Raw genomic sequence first — 16679 nt, 5'->3', positions numbered from 1 at the left:
GTCACCAACCAGCCGCCGTCGACCAGGCTAGTGCAGGTCGCAGCGGTGGCCGGGGCGGCCCGTACCGCCCGCCCCGGCACGCCCGTCGTCAGTCTTCGAACGCCTCCGGCGACGGGCACGAGCAGACCAGGTTCCGGTCGCCGTACGCGCCGTCGATACGCCGCACCGGCGGCCAGTACTTTCCGGCCCGGTCGGCTCCGGCCGGGTACGCGCCCACCGACCGCGGGTACGGGTGCGGCCACTCGTCGCCGCTGACCATCGCCGCGGTGTGTGGCGCGTTCGCCAGGGGGTTGTCCCCCGCCGGCCACTGCCCCGAGGCGACCTGCTCGATCTCCGCCCGGATGGCGATCATCGCGTCGCAGAACCGGTCCAGCTCGGCCAGGTCCTCGCTCTCGGTCGGCTCGACCATCAGCGTCCCGGCGACGGGGAACGACATCGTCGGCGCGTGGAAGCCGTAGTCGATGAGTCGCTTCGCGACGTCGTCGACGCTCACGCCGGTCGCCTTCGTCAACTGCCGCAGGTCGAGGATGCACTCGTGCGCCACCAGGCCCTTGTTGCCGGCGTACAGGACCGGGAAGTGTCCCCGCAGCCGGGCCGCCACGTAGTTCGCGGCGAGGACGGCCACGCCCGTGGCCCGGGTCAGGCCCTCGGCGCCCATCATCCGCAGGTACGCCCACGGGATCGGCAGGATGCCCGCCGACCCGTACTTGGCCGCCGAGATCGCCGGGGTGGCGTCGACGTGCGCGCCGAGCGGGTCGCCGGGCAGGAACGGCGCCAGGTGCGCGCGTACCGCCACCGGGCCGACGCCGGGGCCGCCGCCGCCGTGCGGGATGCAGAACGTCTTGTGCAGGTTCAGGTGCGACACGTCCGCGCCGAACCGGCCGGGCTTGGCGAACCCGACCAGGGCGTTGAGGTTCGCCCCGTCGACGTACACCTGGCCGCCGGCGTCGTGGACCTTCGCGCACAGCGACGCGATGCCCGTCTCGTACACGCCGTGCGTCGACGGGTACGTCACCATGATCGCGGCGAGCGCGTCGCGGTGCTTGTCGATCTTCGCGTCGAGGTCGACGAGGTCGACGTTGCCGTCGTCGTCGCAGGCCACCACGACGACCCGCATGCCGGCCATCACCGCGCTGGCCGCGTTCGTGCCGTGCGCGGACGACGGGATCAGGCACACGTCGCGGTGGGTCTCACCGCGCGACGCGTGGTATGAGCGGATGGCCAGCAACCCGGCCAGCTCACCCTGGGAACCGGCGTTGGGCTGCACGCTGACCGCGTCGTAGCCGGTCACCTCGGCCAGCCACGACTCCAACTGGCCGATCATCTCCCGGTAGCCGACGGTCTGGTCGTCCGGCGCGAACGGGTGGATGTTCGCGAAATCCGCCCAGCTCACCGGCTCCATCTCGGTGGTCGCGTTCAGCTTCATCGTGCACGAGCCGAGGGGGATCATGCCCCGGTCCAGGGCGTAGTCGAAGTCCGACAGGCGCCGCAGGTAGCGCAGCATCGCCGTCTCGGAGTGGTGGCTGCGGAACACCGGGTGGGTCAGGAAGTCGGTGCCGCGCGTCAGGTCGGCCGGCAGGGCCGCGTCGGCGTCGCCGTCGAACCTGGGCACCCCGAACGCCGCCCACACCTCGCGCAGGTGCGCGTCGGTGGTCGTCTCGTCGCAGGACATCCCCACCCGGTCGGCGTCGACCAGGCGCAGGTTCACCCCCCGCTCGGCCGCCGCCGCGACGACCCGCGCCGCGCCGCCGGGCACGCGCGCGGTGACGGTGTCGAAGAACGCGACGTCCGCGACGTCCACGCCGCCGGCGCGCAACCCGGCCGCGAGCCGCGCCGCCATGGCATGGGTACGCGTCGCGATGTCCCGCAGCCCGTCCGGGCCGTGGTAGACGGCGTACATGCCGGCCATCACCGCGAGGAGCACCTGGGCGGTGCAGATGTTGCTGGTGGCCTTCTCCCGCCGGATGTGCTGCTCACGGGTCTGCAACGCCAGCCGGTACGCCGGGTTGCCGTCCGCGTCGCGGGACACCCCGACGAGGCGTCCGGGCAGCATCCGCTCCAGGCCCGCGCGGACCGCCAGGTAGCCGGCGTGCGGTCCACCGAAGCCCATGGGTACGCCGAACCGCTGGGTGGTGCCGGCGGCGATGTCGGCGCCGATCTCCCCCGGCGCCCGCAGCAGCGTCAACGCCAGCAGGTCCGCCGCGACGGTGACCAGGGCGCCGACGGCGTGCGCCGCCTCCACCAGACCGGCGTGGTCACGGACCGCCCCGGACGCCCCCGGGTACTGCAGGTGCAGACCGAAGAACTCCGCCGGCAACTCGTCGCGCTCGACGTCCAGGACCCGCACGTCGATGCCGAGCGGCACCGCCCGACTGGTGATCACCGCGATGGTCTGCGGCAGGGCGTCGGCGTCGACGACGTACACGCCGCTCCTGCTCCTGGACGCCCGCCGGGCGAGGGTCATGGCCTCCGCCGCGGCGGTGCCCTCGTCGAGCATCGAGGCGTTCGCGGTCGCCAGGCCGGTCAGGTCGGTGACCATCGTCTGGAAGTTCAGCAGCGCCTCCAGGCGGCCCTGGCTGATCTCCGGCTGGTACGGCGTGTACGCCGTGTACCAGGCCGGGTCCTCCAGGACGTTGCGGCGGATCACCGCCGGGGTGTGCGTACCGTGGTAGCCCAGGCCGATCATGGACACCGCGACGGTGTTGCGGGCCGCCAGGGCGCGCAGCTCGGCGATGGCCTCGGCCTCGGTGGCCGCCTCCGGCAGGTCGAGGGTGCCGTGCCAGCGGATCACCTCGGGGATCGCGGCGTCCATCAGCTCGTCGATCGAGTCGTGCCCGACGACTTCCAGCATGCGGCGCTCGTCGTCCGGTCCGGGACCGATGTGACGGGTGGCGAACTGCTCTACGGACATCAGGGGCGCTCCCGGGCGAGGTCGACGTGTCGGCCTCCCCCTCTGTCACACCCCGCAGGGGCGCTCCACAGTGCCTGCCCACGAGGTCCTTTTGCCTGAGAGGTTCCGGGGAGGATTTGCCCCTTCGGCGCCGCCTGAACTGTCGGGCGGTCTCTCCCACGTGGGTGCTACCGGCATGGTCAACGCTACCAGCGCCGGTGTTTCCGGCAGATGCCCTACCCCGCGTCGGCTGTCACACCGGCACCGCCGAGGCGCCGGTGACCCGCTCGACGAGCGCCGGCAGCACCTGCCCCAGCGGCGCGTCGACGCGCACCGTGGCGTACCCGTCACCCCGGGTCGGGCCCTGGTTGACGATCGCTACCGGAATGCCCTGCTTCGCGGCCCGGATCACGAACCGCCGGCCCGACATGACCGTCAACGACGACCCGAGCACCACGACCGCCCGGGCCTGCTCCACCAGCGCGAAACACCGCGCCACCCGTTGCCGCGGCACCGTCTCGCCGAAGAACACCACGTCCGGTTTCAGCATCCCCGTCCCGCAGATCCCGCAGTCCACCGGCCGGAACCCCGCCGCCTGCTCGTCAGGGAGATCAACATCACCGTCCGGGTTGACGGCGGCGACCCGGGCCACGAAGTCCGGGTTGGCCTCACGCAGCCGCCGGTCCACCTCCTCGCGGGAGGTCAGGTTGCCGCAGTCCAGGCAGATCACCTCGTCGAGGCGCCCGTGCAACTCGACCACCCGGTCGCTGCCCGCCGCCCCGTGCAGCCCGTCGACGTTCTGCGTGATCACCGCCTCGACCAGGCCGGCGTCCTGCAACCGCGCCACCGCCCGGTGCCCGTCGTTCGGCGTCGCCCGCGCGATCAACCGCCACCCCAGGTGGCTACGCGCCCAGTACCGCCGCCGCGCCACCGCGTCCCGGGTGAACGCCTGGAAGGTCATCGGGGTGTGCCGACGGGCCACCCCGGAAGGCCCCCGATAGTCCGGGATACCCGACTCGGTGGACAGGCCCGCCCCGCTGAGCACCACCACCTGACCGCCGGACACCAGCGAGGCCAGCTCCTGCACACTCTTCGTCACTCCTCCATGCTGCCTCAACGCACCCCCCGACGCCCCCCGTGGTCACCTGACCGGCGGTGAGCTGACCGGGCGGGTGTGCAGCGCGGGGCGACGGCCGATGCGTCTTTCTGGTGAGAAGCACTGACGGGAGCGGGCGTGTCGTTCGAGGATTTCGTGGCGGGGTACGGCCGGTCGCTGGTGCGCCTGGCGTTCGTCCTGAGCGGCGACCGGCACATGGCGGAGGATCTTGCACAGACCGTGCTGGCCGACGCGTACCGGCACTGGAAGCGGGTGCGCGCGGCGGTCCGCCGGGTCCACCGCAGGCGCTGGACCCTGACGGCGGCCGCGACCACGACCGCGGTGATCGTCGCGGCGGGCCGGTGGACGCCGTACAGGCCCGCCGCGACGCCGCAGGCACAGCCGCCGGACACCACCTCGGTCGCACCGGCCGCCTCGGCGTCGACGGCCGACCTGCCGGCCGGGGTCAAGCCGGGTGATCCGCTCGCCTTCGGCGCGGCGCAGTGCGTCAAGGCGTACTCACCGCGGACGCTCGCCGAGCAGGCCTTCGCCTTCGACGGCACCGTGACCGGCATCGGGCCGGCCCGAACCGGGCGCAGCAACCATCCGCCCCTGGACCTGCGCTCGGTGACCTTCCAGGTGCACACCTGGTTCACAGGTGGCTCCGGGGGCACCGCCGCAGTGGACATGTCGCCGCCCACCGCGGGGGCCGGCACCGGCGATGCCACGTCCGAGCACGTGCCCGCCTATCAGATCGGCACCCGGTTGCTCGTGTCCGGCACGTCCCGCTGGGGTGGCGTGCCGCTCGCCGACCCGATGGCGTGGGGCTGCGGTTTCACCCGGTACCACAGCCCCACGACGGCGGCCGAATGGGCCACCGCGACGAAATGAACGCGACGACGACGGACGGCCGCCCGTTCGGTAGGGGTGAGCGCCCGGCGACCACGACGGGCCCGCCGGTAGGTTGACCACATGCGTGTTGTCATCGCCGGAGGCCACGGCAAGATCGCCCTGCTGCTCGAGCGGCACCTCAGCGAGCGCGGCGACATCGCCGTCGGCCTGATCCGCAACCCCGACCACGTCGACGACCTGCGCGCCGCCGGCGCCACCGCGGTCGTCTGCGACCTGGAACACGCCGACGTCGACGAGGTCGCCGCGCACCTGCACGACACCGACGCGGTCATCTTCGCCGCCGGCGCCGGACCCGGCAGCGGCGCCGCCCGCAAGGACACCGTCGACCGGGCCGCCGCCGCGCTGCTCGCCGACGCCGCCACCCGCGCCGGTGTCCACCGCTACCTGCTGGTCTCCTCGATGGGCGTGGACGCGCCCCCCTCGGCCGGCACCGACGACGTGTGGGCCGCGTACCTGCGCGCCAAACGCGCCGCCGAGGACGACCTGCGCGCCCGCGACCTGGCCTGGACGGTGCTACGCCCCGGCCGCCTCACCGACCACGAAGCCACCGGACACGTCACCCTCACCCGACACGCCGGTCGAGGCGCCATCAGCCGCGCCGACGTCGCCCTGGTCCTCGCCGCGCTCCTGCACGAACCCCGCACCGCCGGCGCGACCCTGGAACTCGTCGAGGGCCCCACACCCATCGCCGACGCGGTCCGCGCCCACACCACCTGAGCCGCCGGCCGGGTGGGGCCCCACCCGAACGCGGGGCCGCACCCGAGGCCGGTCACCGCTGGTGGTGACGCGGCAACGCCGACTGTCCCGCCACACCACCGACGAAAGGCGCCCCCGGCGTCTCCTTCGCGATCCGGTCCATGGTGCGCGCCAACTGCTCACTGCCGTCGTCGAGATGCCGCGCCGCCGCCTGCATGTGCGACACCATCATCTCGCCGAAGATCCGCAACGCCTCCCGGGTCGCCACCGTCTCGTCGAAGCTCGACCCGGCCGAACTGCGGTACTCCGCCACCGCCCGCTCGGCCTCCTGCTTCGCCTCCTCCGCCGCCGCCCGCATGTAACTCTCGTACTGCACCCGGGCGTACTCCGCGACCCGCCGCGCGTAGTCGTGCGCCTGCGCGATGATCTGCTCGGCCTCCCGCTGCGCCGCCGAGAGCAGATTCACCTCCTTGGCCGCCGGCACCTTCGCCGCCGCCGGAGTGCTCGGGATCACCCCGTGGCGGTGCAACTCCACCCGGTCGGTCAGCCGCTCGTTCTCCGCCCGCAGATGCGCGATCTGCGTCGCCAACAGATCCAACTCGTCGGCGATCTGCACCCGGAACCGATCCACGTCCGCGTGGTCGTAGCCGCGCCGCGTGAACGGCGCCGTACCGAACTCCCACCGCCGAACCCGGTCGGACGTCATCCGTACCTGCACACCGCCGGACACCTGAATCCCGTCGTACCGGCTGATCGGGGTCGCGCTCACCGCTCACGCCTCTCGTTCGCGACTGCGGGGCTCGCAAGCTCACTCCTCGCGCTCACCGGTCACCCCCCTCACTCGACTGCTGGACAGCAGTACGCCACGCCGGGCCGTACCACTGCTTGCCCAGACCCTCGTGATGCACCTGACCCTCGTGGTAACCCGCCCGCGCCAACGTCTGCGCCGCGTGCGACACCATCTCGTCCGACCCGCACACGTACACGTGCCGCGAACGCCAGTCAGCATCGGCCAACGCCCGGTCCACCGCGTGCACGAACTCACCCGGCCGGTTCACGTCCGCGCCCACCACGTACGTCACCGTCAACCACGGAAACGACGACGCCATCTTGTCGATCGCGTCGCTGTCGTAGAACTCGCTGCGCGAGCGCGCACCCACATACAGGTCCACCCGACGACGGGAACCCTCCGCGGCGACCTGCTCCACCAACGCCTTCATCGGCGCCCAGCCCGTACCCGACGTCAACAGCAACAGGTCACTGGAACCCGCCGACCACAACGCCAGCCGCTCCCCCACCGGCGCGGCCAGATTCACGCGGTCACCGACCGCCGAGCCGTACACCAGCCGCGACGACACCGCGCCACCCGGCGCGGCCCGCACATGCAACTCCAACGTGCCGTCCGCGCGCGGCGCGTTCGCCGGCGAGTAGTACCGCCACGACCGCACCGACGGATGCGACACTCCCACCGACTGCCCCGGAGTGAACGACAACAGGTACTGCGGACGCACCGTCAACACCGCCACGTCGAACGCCCGCCGCTCATGGGCCACGATCTCCGCCACCCACCACGGCGGGTTCACCGCCTCGGCGGCCTGCGCGGCCTCCGTCATCACCTGCGCGACCAACCCGTACGCGCCCGCCCAGTCCTGGGCCAGCTCGTCGGTCCACTGCTCGGCCAGGAAATGCTGCAACGTCGCCAACAGCGCCTCACCGACCGCCGGGTAATGCTCCGCGCGTACCGCGAACTTACGGTGATCCGCGCCGAGGTCCTGCAGGAACCCCACCAGCCGGTCGACCTGGTCCACATGCGACACGATGTGCCCCAACGCGGTGACGAGACGATCCCGCTGCCCCGCCATGTTCGTCGGGAACATCTGCCGCGTCTCGGGATGCCCCAGGAACAACGTCGAATAGAAGTAGAGCGGCACCTCGTCGCCGTGCGCGGCGACGAGGGACCAACTCTGCTTGAGTCGGGCCGCTTCCACGCTCAGACGCCCGGACGCTCTCCGGTGGACACCACCTGGTCCTGCACCTGCCCCAGCACTGTCCGCACGTCGTCCAGGACGTCGGCGGGCACACCCAACTCGGTCAGCGTCGCGACCAGGTGCGCACCCACCATCGCGTAGTGCTCCGCCGGGATGCCCAGCGGCTGGTGCGCCTCGGCCAATCCGCGACCCGCGTACTCGTTCGGGCCACCCAGCACCACCGTCAACATCAGCGCCAGGTGCCGCCGCTGGGTCGGCATGTCCACAGTGGCGAAATAGCCAGCCAACTCGGGATCGGCGAGAACCTTGTCGTAGAACAGCTCGACGGCCGCCTTCACCGAACTCGCACCGCCGATGCGGTCGTAGTGCGAGGCGGGAGCGGTCTCTTCCGTAACCGTCACGGTCGTTCCTTCCGGGGTGAAAGGTCGCGCGCGGTGACGCGCAGGGGCTACGGCCACCGACGCGACACCCTCATGCCACGGACACCACGGCGGGGACCGTGACGGACCATAGCGTGCCCGCGACCTCCGGTCAGGGCCCCCCTATCCGGTTCCCGACAACTGGTGGACACGCACCGTCATCACCGTCAACCCGAAAGATCCACCCACGGCAACCGGAGCGACACGCACCGTATCCACTGTGGATTCACCAGCCGGGGAACAGCCACCCGACGTCAAACACCCTGACCCACAGTCACCGAACGGCCGCGTCCAAAAAAATCACCCGCGCCAACGGACCGCGCACCGACAGACGCGCAGCGCTACTCAGCCCGCGCGCCGCCGCGCCCGCCGCGCCGCCAACTCGTCGCCCATCGGATCCAACGCGGACCCCACCACCGGCTCCGCCGGGACGCTCGCCGCCGGCTCCGCCGGCAGATGCGACAACGACCCCTGGATCTCCTTGAAAGCCCCACCGATAGCGATCCCGAACACGCCCTGCCCACCCTGCAACAGGTCGACCACCTCCTCCGGGGACCGGCACTCGTACACCGTCGTCCCGTCAGAGATCAGCGTGATCCCCGCCAGATCCTCCACACCACGCGACCGCAACGCCTCGATCGCCTTACGGATGTTCTGCAGGGACACCCCCGCATCCAACAACCGCTTCACGACCTTCAACACCACCAGATCGCGGAACGAGTACAACCGCTGCGTCCCCGAACCCGACGCGTCCCGGACGCTCGGCACGACCAACGTCGTCCGCGCCCAGTAATCCAACTGCCGATAGCTGATGCCCACCGCGTGGCACGCCGTCACACCTCGGTAGCCCACCGAGCCATCACCCTCAGGCGTCACACCCGGCTCGTTCACCTGCGTACCCGGATCGGGATCCTGCGGCTCGTGCATGCGGACAACCTCCCCGTCAGTGCGGCGCCGCATCGTTTCTCCGACGCGCACCCCTCGACACGGCAACCCTAACGCCACCTTCAGGGGTTACCGCGGAGGAACCGACGCGACACGCCGCGCAGCCACCGAGAAAGATCACCACCACGCGCCGGCGTCACCCACCGTGACGCCAACGGGCAACCGGAACGGCTCAGCCCGCGAAGTCCTCCGGACGGACCTGCTCCAGGAACTCGCGGAACTTCTCCACCTCGTCCTCCTGCTCGTCGGGGATAACGATCCCCGCCTCGCTGAGGACCTGCTCCGCACAACGAATGGGCGCACCAACACGCAACGCCAACGCGATCGAATCGCTCGGCCGCGCCGACACCCGCACCCCGTCACCGATCAACAAGTCGGCGTAGAACACGTTCTCCTTGAGCTCGGTGATCTCCACCGCCTGCAACGGCGCCTGCAACGCCGCCAACACATCCCGCAAAAGATCATGCGTCAACGGACGGGCCGGCTTGACCCCCTGCTGCTCATAAGCGATGGCCGTGGCCTCGACCGCACCGATCCAGATCGGCAGATAGCGGTCGCCCTCGACCTCCCTGAGCAGGACGATCGGCTGGTTGCTGGGCAGCTCCACCCGAACTCCGACCACGCTCAGCTCGCGCACCGCCGCCTCCGTGTCGTCGTCAACCTACGCACCGCGCCCTTCCCTGCACGGTACACGGACCGCAACACGGCCGTCCCATGCGCTACAGCACCACGCCCGCGCCAGAAAGGGGTTACCCCGGCAAGCCTACGGCACGCTTCCCCGAAGAGATCTTTCCGCTCCGCCGCCGCCTGCCGGGCACTCTCACCGACCCAACGTCGACCGCAGTCCCACCCGCACCAACGCCGCGTGCAACTGCTCCGACAACGCCACCAACTCCCGCGCCGTCTCCGCCGCCCGAGCCCGCGCCGCCGGATCACTCTGCCGCGCCAACGGCGCCACCAACTGCGCGAACAACCCGACCTCACGATCGGCCGCAGTCCGATAACCCCGCAGATGCCGCGGCTCCAACCCGTACGCCGCCAGACCCGCCACCGCAGACGCGATGATCAACGCATCCGCGTCATACCACCCCGGCGGATCCGACACCAGCACACCGAGCCGCTCCAACTCCACGAGCGTCGACTCGTCGATCCCACTACGGGCCACCAAATCAGTCCGGCCGAGCCGCACCTGCGACGACTCGGCCGGCTCCGCCGACTCCCGACCCGGCACCGCACCATCGGGCCCCACCGCCACCAACGCCGGCCGCGACCGCTCCGGCTGCTCACCGGACGAATCCCACTCGGCCAACTGCTCACGGATAACCCGCAACGGCAGGTACCTGTCCCGCTGCGCGGTCAACACAAACCGCAACCGCGCCACATCGTCCCAGCTGTACTTCCGGTAACCCGCCGCCGTCCGCTGCGGCTCAACCAGCCCCTCGGCCTCGAGGAACCGCAGCTTCGAAATCGTCGTGTCCGGGAAATCCACCCGCAACTGACCCAGCACCTCACCGATGCTCATCAGCGGCTGGGACCGCGCCGCCCCGGGTGGCATGGAGGCCGCAGGCTCGTTCACCCCCGGCCGGCCTCCTCCTCCGGGCGCGGACCGGCGATGAACACCACCCGGAACTTACCGATCTGAACCTCGTCACCATTGCTCAACGTGGCCGCCTCGACGCGCTCACGATTCACATACGTGCCATTCAGGCTGCCCACATCCCGCACCGTGAACGTCCCACCATCACGATGGAACTCCGCGTGCCGACGCGACACCGTCACGTCGTCAAGGAAGATGTCACTGTCCGGATGCCGGCCACTGGTCGTCACATCGTGGTCCAACAGGAACCGGGCACCCGCATTCGGACCGCGACGAACCACCAGCAGCGCCATACCCGGCGGCAACGAACCGGACATCCGGCTCGGCACCACATCGGTGTCCGGCCCCTCCAGCACTTCGTCGAGCGAACCGAGATTGAGCGTCGAAGTGACGTCGAGCGGGGGGAACTCGTCGTCTGGCCGCGTCATGGGACCACCTCACGGATCTGTTCGGTCGGCGTCGGGTAATGGCGGGTCTGGCCGCCGGGCACTCCAACACCCGGCGGCTGGCTCCCCGTGCCCGGGAAGGCAATTCCGCAACGCACAACTAATGGGTTCTTCTCGGTCGACTGGGCGAGCCTAGCCAGCGCCGAAATGCAGGGCAACCGGACGCGCGCAGACATCCCGCACGCCGGATCAAGCACACTCAGCCTTCGGTGATCTTCTGATACGCGCCGGCCGTGAGCAACCCGTCCGTCGCCGTCGGATCATTCGGCGTGATCTCCACCAACCAACCCGCACCATACGGATCCGTGTTGATCAGCTCGGGAGTGTCAACCAGCGCCTCGTTCCGCGCCGCCACCGTACCCGCGACCGGCGCGTAGATCTCCGACACACTCTTGGTCGACTCGATCTCACCCAACGAGTCACCGGCCGCCACGACCGCACCCGCCTCCGGCAACTGCACGTACACGATGTCACCCAACGCGTCCTGCGCGAAGTGCGTGATGCCGACCCGGATCGAACCGGTGCCGTCACCCGCCACCCACTCATGCTCGGCGGTGTATCGCAGATCCTCGGGAATCACCAGACGCGTCCTCATCCATCGTGCCCCGGACCACCCGGGCCCGGCGCGGCCGCGCCGGCCAGGAGACCGGACGGGCGTGTTTCCTACTTGGTCGGCGCGTGCAGCGCCGAAACCTCGGCAACCTCACGCTCCCCAAACGTCACGTTACCGCCGTCACCCCGGACCGACGCCACCACCCCACCAGGAATGTTCAACGCCGTACGCATCGTCGCCGGATCACCGATCACCGTGATCGTGTAGGGCCCCGTCAACCGACGCCCCTCCACTATCAACGCCCCGTTCTCCCCATCCAGGAAGTACGTCGACGCGATCACCCGCACCGTCGCCCGGTCCGCACCGGAGATCTGCATCGCCTCCGCGCCCGCGCCCCGCAACTCCTGCACCGCGTCCAACACCCGGTTCGCCGTGATCGGCTTGGCCCCACTGGAGAACTGCACCGTCAACCCCGGCCCCACCGCCGGCAACGTCCCCGCCAGAATCCCCAGCTCGTCGGCCCGACGCGTCGCCTCGTCCAACGCCGCCTGCCGACCCTGCTCACCCGAGGCCAACTGCCGCTGACTGTCCTCCAACGCCCGGATGTCCTGCTGAAGCCGACTCTCGCGCGCATCCAGATCCGACAGGATCCGCACCAGGTCCTCCTGACGCGTCGCACCCAACGTCGGATCCGTCGACGTCGTCTTCAACTGCACGACCAGCGTGAAACCCAGCAACGCCAACAACACCGCGATCATCAGCCCGGCCGCGCTCCACCGCGAACGACCCGCCGGCGCGGGCGACGTCACCGTCGCCTCGTCCGACGGCGCCACCGGCTCACCCACACGCGACACCGCCCGCAGGTCCACCGTCGCCCCGTCATCGACCGGCGGCACGTCCCGCTCCGCACCGTCCGGGTCCGGCTCCGCGCCCCCGGGCTCCGGCTCCCGCGCCGGACCGTGCGGCGCCAACGGACTCAACTCGTCCGGATCGGGCGCGTCCGGCCGCGGATCCGGCTCACCCGCCGGCCCACCAGGCCGCCCCGGTGTCCCCGGCCAACCCGTACCCGTCTCCGCCTGCTCGTCGCTCATCGCTGTCAAACCTACGCCCGGAACAGGTGCCGACGGATCGCCGCCACATTTCCGAAGATGCGCACACCCAGAACGACCACCACACCGGTGGACAACTGCCCACCCACACCCAACTGGTCACCCAGATACACGATCAGACCAGCCACCAGCACGTTCGAGATGAACGACACCACGAACTGCTTGTCGTCGAAGATGCGGTCCAACTTCGCCCGCACCCCACCGAACACCGCGTCCAACGCGGCGACCACCGCGATCGGCAGGTACGGCTGCAACGCCGCCGGCACCGTGGGATCGAGCCACACCCCGAGCACCACACCGGCGAGCAACGCCAGCACCGCGATCATCCGCCACCTCCGGAAGGACTAGCGGTCCCCGGCGAACCCGACGACCCAGGACTGCCAGACCGGCCAACCGCCCCCGAAGGGCTCGAACTGACCGACGGCTTGGCGTAGCGTAGCTGCGGCTCCGGAGCCGCCGGCAGGGTGAGGTCCTCCGCCTCCCGCACACCGAACGACAAACCGGTCTTCTGCGCGACCTCCCGCATCAGCGCCGCGTTCCGGCTGTCCTCGAACTTGCGCCGCATCGACCCCGGACCCGTCGCCGACACCTCGTACGGACCCGTCACCGGCCGGAAATCCACCAGGATCGCCTCGCCCGCCGAACGGATCGTCGACGTCGACGTCAACCGCTGACCGTTGATCGCGATCGCCTCCGCGCCAGCGCTCCACAACGCGTTCGCCACACCCTGCAGGTCGCTGTACAGCACCCGCGGCGGCCCCGCTCCCGCACCGGTCACCGCGTCCGCGTTCCCCGGAGCGTCCGCCAGGCGCACCACCACACCGTCGCCCCGCACCCGACCCAGCCCGGTGCTCGCCTCCAGGTCCCGAAGGCGCGCCGCGGCCGACCCACTCAGCGCGGCGTCCCGCTGCCGGCTGACGTCCTCGCGCAGCTGATCCGCCCGCGCCGACAACCGGTCCGTCTGGCTCTCCCGGTCCTTGATCTGCGCCACCAACCCCGAGCGGGCCTGAGCGCGCCCCGGCTCGTCCGCCATCGTCTGGCGATACGCCACCGCGAACAGGAAACCCAGCACCACCACCACGACCAGGCCGACGGACCGCGCCGCCCAGCCCCGGGGCGCGTCCGTCGACGTCGTCCGCTGCCGCGCGGCGGCCGCGTCCGCGTACACCGGGTCCAGGGGGTTGCGGAACAACTCGGTGAGAAAGTCCGGGGCGTACACCCGATCCGGGCGGGGCCGTCGCGGCGGGGTCGCGCTCACGCCGGCGCTCCCCGACCGCGCGCCGCGCGCACCAACCGCGACGCCTGCACCACGTACATCGCGCCGGCCACCCAGTAGAGCACCAACCCCCACCAGGCCAGCCCCCAGCCGATCGCGGCCGTCGCCGTCGCCGCCGCGCTCCACTCGGTAGCCAACAGCAGCACCGGGAACGCCGCGAGCAGCAGGAACGTGGCGGTCTTGCCCACGTAGTGCACCGGCGGCGGCCCATACCCGAAGCGGCGCAACACCGCCAGCGAACCGAGCAGCAGCGCCTCCCGGGCCAGCAGGGCCGCCGTGAACTGCCACGGCACGACCTCCCGGGCGGTGAAGGCGAGCAGTGTGGCGAGGATGTAGAGCCGGTCGGCCAGGGGGTCGAGCAGCTCACCGAGGCGGCTCACCTGACGCAGTCGGCGGGCGATCCAACCGTCGACCCAGTCGGTGGTGCCGCCGATGGCCAGCACCACCACCGCCGCCACGTCCGCGCGGGCCACCAGGAACAGATAGAGGAACAGGGGTACGCCCAGCAGCCGCCCGAAGCTGATCAGGTTGGGCAGGGTGAGCACCTGGTCACCGATGTCCCGCGGGTGCTCTGCCTGAGCCGGCCGAGGCGACACCGAACCTCCTCCACGGCACGCCCCGACGCCTGGCCGAGATCGGGCGCGGCGGAGGTCGTACGCACTGTCGGGCCGGCAACCACCGGCTCCCCTGCGGCCCCGGGACGGGACCTCTGCCCTGATACGGCCCGCGATCTCGAAGATCGCGGGCCGGGTAAGTGCGCTGCCACTATATCGGGCTCTCGTTCGTGTACCGGTCGCCGTGCGGCCTCGGCGCGGTCGTGCCGCTCTGTGGTGTGGATCACCACCGCTAGAGCGTCCTAGGATATTAGTGGACAGTCAGGCCGTCTGGACCGCTGGTTGGTCGGTCTGCTGCTCCGGCACCGTCTGCGTAGCCGCACGCCCGAACGCCAGCAACGCCGCCAGCAACTCGTGCTGTGCCCGGGGCGCCATCCTGTCCAGCACGGCCTGCACCGCACGCTCTCGCCGCTCCGCCAACTCCCGTAGCAGGGTCAGCGCCGCGGGGGTGGGCACCAGCCGCACCTCCCGCCGGTCGCGCGGATCGGCGACCCGGCGCAACAGACCTGTCGCTTCCAGCCGGTCGCACAGCCGGCTGGCCGAGGAGGGCACCACGTCGAGCAACTCCGCCAACCCGTTGACGTTGGTCTCCGGCCGACCACTGATCAGCATCAGCACCCGCAACTGGGTCGGTGGAACCTGATGCCGCTCCGCCGCCGAGTCGAGCACGGCGATCAGCGTCTCTGCGGCCACGTTGATCGCCGCGGCGAGATCCGCCGGTCGCTCCACCCGATGTCCCCTACCGTCGTCGCGCTGGTGCCCGCCCGGGACGGTGGCGGCGACCCTCATCCGCCATCCCGCCCACGCGGACCATGCCAGTCGAGGCACACGACGACGGCGTCGTCGCGCAAATCGGAATCCGCGTGGTAGGCGTGTAGTTCGCGCATCACCGTACCAACCGCCTCGGTCGCCGGCTGCAACCGCGTGGCCCGCATGGACCGGGCCATCATCCGCTGCCCGTACGGCTCCCGCCCCGCCGGCTCGGCCGCCCACACCCCGTCGCTGACCACGAAGACCCGATCCCCTGGCGCGAGCTGGAACTCCTGAAGCTCGTAGCGGGTCTCGGCGAACATGCCCAGCGGCAACTGCTGGTCCAACGTCATCGGCTCGACCGTCGCGCCGCGCATGCGCAGCAGATGCGGCGAACCGGCGTCGACCGCCCGTACCCGCCCGGTGGCGATGTCCAGCTCCAGCAGCAGCGTGGCCACGTACCGACGACCGCGATGCTGGTAGTAGACCGTGTCCGAGGCCAGTTCCGCCTGCTCCGTGAGCCCGCCGTCCGAGCGGCGTGCGTTGCGCATCGCGTTGACCGTGACCGCCGTCAGCAGCGACGCGGCCAGACCGTTGCCCTCGCCGTTGAGCACCGTCAGCGTGAGCCGGTCACCGTCCAACGACCAGTCGAAGTGGTCGCCGCCGACGGTGTACGCCGGCTCCAACTGCCCGGCCAGGTTGAAGGAACGGTGCGCGACGCTGCGCCCGGGCAGCAGGTCCCACTGCATCTCGGCGGCCATGCTGAGTCGCTCGCGGCGTCGGGCGCGCCGGTAGCGGTCGGTCTCCCGGTCCGCGGCGCGCATCGCCACCGCCAGGTCACCGGCGATGTCGGTGGCGCGGCCGGTGACCGCCGGGCCGGGCACGGTCGGCAACTCGATGAGCAGCACTCCGAGTCGCTCCCCCCACACCGTCAGGGGCAGGTAGAGCCGGCAGGCCCCGCCGTCGAGAGCGTCGCGCACCGGCTGCTGGCTGGAGAAGCAGCGCTGCGCCACGGTGTGCCGGTCCAGGGCCCCGGCCGCCGGCAGGTCCGGATCCCGCACGGGCCAGAGCCCGCTGATCCGGTAGTCGGCGACGAACACGTCGGTGCGCAACGCGCCCAACGCCGCCCGGATAGCCCGGTCCGCCGCCTCCGCCAACTGGTCGGGCGCGGCTTCGCGCAGCGCGCGCGACACCCCGTCCGGCGCGTCCACCATGCTTGGTCGTCCCTCCAAAAACTTGCTACAGGGCAAGCATCATACGGACGCGCCCGGACAACCTGTCGTCGCGGGTCAATCGGCGTCCCGGGTCGCAGGGTGCCGTGGAACGCGTCCGGCACGCCGGCGCTTCGTCCGGTTCGCCCATCGACGACGCTCCTTGCGCTCGGGTCG

17 protein-coding genes, 1 pseudogene and 1 riboswitch are annotated in these 16679 nt (G+C 71.0%); of the genes and pseudogenes, 2 read left to right on the top strand and 16 right to left on the bottom strand.

Annotated features, from left to right (window positions below; genetic code table 11):
- Positions 1-88 precede the first annotated feature (88 nt).
- Both gcvP and ACGFH9_RS11375 read right to left on the bottom strand, forming a co-directional pair.
- A complete protein-coding gene (gene gcvP, locus ACGFH9_RS11380) occupies positions 89-2911 on the bottom strand; it encodes an aminomethyl-transferring glycine dehydrogenase (protein ID WP_393217480.1) in 2823 nt (940 codons plus the stop codon).
- A gap of 73 nt (positions 2912-2984) precedes the next feature.
- Positions 2985-3080: riboswitch (glycine riboswitch) on the bottom strand.
- A gap of 63 nt (positions 3081-3143) precedes the next feature.
- Complete coding sequence (locus ACGFH9_RS11375) at positions 3144-3989, bottom strand: NAD-dependent protein deacetylase (RefSeq protein ID WP_393217479.1); 846 nt, start codon at positions 3987-3989, stop codon at positions 3144-3146.
- 135 nt (positions 3990-4124) lie between these two features.
- Between ACGFH9_RS11375 and ACGFH9_RS11370 the strand changes: the two genes are divergently transcribed.
- Positions 4125-4877, top strand: a complete 753-nt coding sequence (locus ACGFH9_RS11370; protein WP_393217477.1) for a hypothetical protein — start codon at positions 4125-4127, stop codon at positions 4875-4877.
- 81 nt (positions 4878-4958) lie between these two features.
- Complete coding sequence (locus ACGFH9_RS11365) at positions 4959-5615, top strand: NAD(P)-binding oxidoreductase (RefSeq protein ID WP_393217476.1); 657 nt, start codon at positions 4959-4961, stop codon at positions 5613-5615.
- A gap of 52 nt (positions 5616-5667) precedes the next feature.
- Here ACGFH9_RS11365 and ACGFH9_RS11360 read toward each other — a convergent pair whose 3' ends face one another.
- The 14 genes and pseudogenes from ACGFH9_RS11360 to ACGFH9_RS11295 all read right to left on the bottom strand — a co-directional run bounded on the left by ACGFH9_RS11360 (position 5668) and on the right by ACGFH9_RS11295 (position 16505).
- Positions 5668-6363, bottom strand: coding sequence for a DivIVA domain-containing protein (locus tag ACGFH9_RS11360; RefSeq protein ID WP_393217474.1), 696 nt, complete (start codon positions 6361-6363; stop codon positions 5668-5670).
- A gap of 52 nt (positions 6364-6415) precedes the next feature.
- Positions 6416-7582 carry a globin domain-containing protein gene (locus tag ACGFH9_RS11355; RefSeq protein WP_393217472.1) on the bottom strand — a complete coding sequence of 389 codons (1167 nt, stop codon included), beginning with the start codon at positions 7580-7582 and terminating at the stop codon, positions 6416-6418.
- A gap of 2 nt (positions 7583-7584) precedes the next feature.
- On the bottom strand, positions 7585-7983 hold the full coding sequence (locus tag ACGFH9_RS11350; protein ID WP_393217470.1) for a group 1 truncated hemoglobin: 399 nt from the start codon (positions 7981-7983) through the stop codon (positions 7585-7587).
- Positions 7984-8346: 363 nt separating this feature from the next.
- Positions 8347-8928 carry a MerR family transcriptional regulator gene (locus ACGFH9_RS11345; RefSeq protein WP_393217468.1) on the bottom strand — a complete coding sequence of 194 codons (582 nt, stop codon included), beginning with the start codon at positions 8926-8928 and terminating at the stop codon, positions 8347-8349.
- A gap of 190 nt (positions 8929-9118) precedes the next feature.
- On the bottom strand, positions 9119-9583 hold the full coding sequence (locus ACGFH9_RS11340; RefSeq protein ID WP_007460347.1) for a bifunctional nuclease family protein: 465 nt from the start codon (positions 9581-9583) through the stop codon (positions 9119-9121).
- Positions 9584-9766: 183 nt separating this feature from the next.
- On the bottom strand, positions 9767-10468 hold the full coding sequence (locus ACGFH9_RS11335) for a MerR family transcriptional regulator (RefSeq protein ID WP_393217629.1): 702 nt from the start codon (positions 10466-10468) through the stop codon (positions 9767-9769).
- A 50-nt stretch (positions 10469-10518) separates the two neighbouring features.
- Positions 10519-10971 (bottom strand): FHA domain-containing protein, encoded by a 453-nt coding sequence (locus ACGFH9_RS11330; protein WP_007071101.1) that lies wholly within the window; start codon positions 10969-10971, stop codon positions 10519-10521.
- A gap of 217 nt (positions 10972-11188) precedes the next feature.
- Positions 11189-11569, bottom strand: a complete 381-nt coding sequence (gcvH, locus tag ACGFH9_RS11325) for a glycine cleavage system protein GcvH (protein WP_393217466.1) — start codon at positions 11567-11569, stop codon at positions 11189-11191.
- A 61-nt stretch (positions 11570-11630) separates the two neighbouring features.
- Positions 11631-12633 (bottom strand): annotated as a pseudogene (locus ACGFH9_RS11320) (DUF881 domain-containing protein); the annotation flags it as partial.
- Positions 12634-12644: 11 nt separating this feature from the next.
- Positions 12645-12977, bottom strand: a complete 333-nt coding sequence (locus tag ACGFH9_RS11315; protein WP_007460356.1) for a small basic family protein — start codon at positions 12975-12977, stop codon at positions 12645-12647.
- Positions 12974-13909, bottom strand: coding sequence for a DUF881 domain-containing protein (locus ACGFH9_RS11310; RefSeq protein WP_393217464.1), 936 nt, complete (start codon positions 13907-13909; stop codon positions 12974-12976). Before ACGFH9_RS11310 ends, ACGFH9_RS11315 begins: the two co-directional genes overlap by 4 nt.
- A complete protein-coding gene (locus ACGFH9_RS11305) occupies positions 13906-14523 on the bottom strand; it encodes a CDP-alcohol phosphatidyltransferase family protein (RefSeq protein ID WP_393217462.1) in 618 nt (205 codons plus the stop codon). Before ACGFH9_RS11305 ends, ACGFH9_RS11310 begins: the two co-directional genes overlap by 4 nt.
- 279 nt (positions 14524-14802) lie before the next feature.
- Positions 14803-15270 carry a MarR family winged helix-turn-helix transcriptional regulator gene (locus ACGFH9_RS11300; RefSeq protein ID WP_393217627.1) on the bottom strand — a complete coding sequence of 156 codons (468 nt, stop codon included), beginning with the start codon at positions 15268-15270 and terminating at the stop codon, positions 14803-14805.
- A gap of 56 nt (positions 15271-15326) precedes the next feature.
- Entirely contained in the window at positions 15327-16505 is a 1179-nt protein-coding gene (locus ACGFH9_RS11295; protein WP_393217460.1) for a PP2C family protein-serine/threonine phosphatase, read from the bottom strand.
- Between the last annotated feature and the right edge of the window lie 174 nt (positions 16506-16679).

This window comes from Micromonospora sp. NPDC049102, from assembly GCF_043197485.1.
GTDB lineage: Bacteria > Actinomycetota > Actinomycetes > Mycobacteriales > Micromonosporaceae > Micromonospora.
The sequence above is the reverse complement of the archived record's forward strand: the minus strand, read 5'-3'. Positions and strand labels throughout refer to the sequence as shown.

Excerpts from the sequence above, each read along its gene's own strand:
- gcvP (WP_393217480.1), bottom strand. The coding sequence starts at position 2,911 with ATGTCCGTAGAGCAGTTCGCCACCCGTCACATCGGTCCCGGACCGGAC.
- ACGFH9_RS11365 (WP_393217476.1), top strand. The coding sequence starts at position 4,959 with ATGCGTGTTGTCATCGCCGGAGGCCACGGCAAGATCGCCCTGCTGCTC.
- ACGFH9_RS11345 (WP_393217468.1), bottom strand. The coding sequence starts at position 8,928 with ATGCACGAGCCGCAGGATCCCGATCCGGGTACGCAGGTGAACGAGCCG.
- ACGFH9_RS11335 (WP_393217629.1), bottom strand. The coding sequence starts at position 10,468 with ATGAGCATCGGTGAGGTGCTGGGTCAGTTGCGGGTGGATTTCCCGGAC.
- ACGFH9_RS11330 (WP_007071101.1), bottom strand. The coding sequence starts at position 10,971 with ATGACGCGGCCAGACGACGAGTTCCCCCCGCTCGACGTCACTTCGACG.
- ACGFH9_RS11315 (WP_007460356.1), bottom strand. The coding sequence starts at position 12,977 with ATGATCGCGGTGCTGGCGTTGCTCGCCGGTGTGGTGCTCGGGGTGTGG.
- ACGFH9_RS11295 (WP_393217460.1), bottom strand. The coding sequence starts at position 16,505 with ATGGTGGACGCGCCGGACGGGGTGTCGCGCGCGCTGCGCGAAGCCGCG.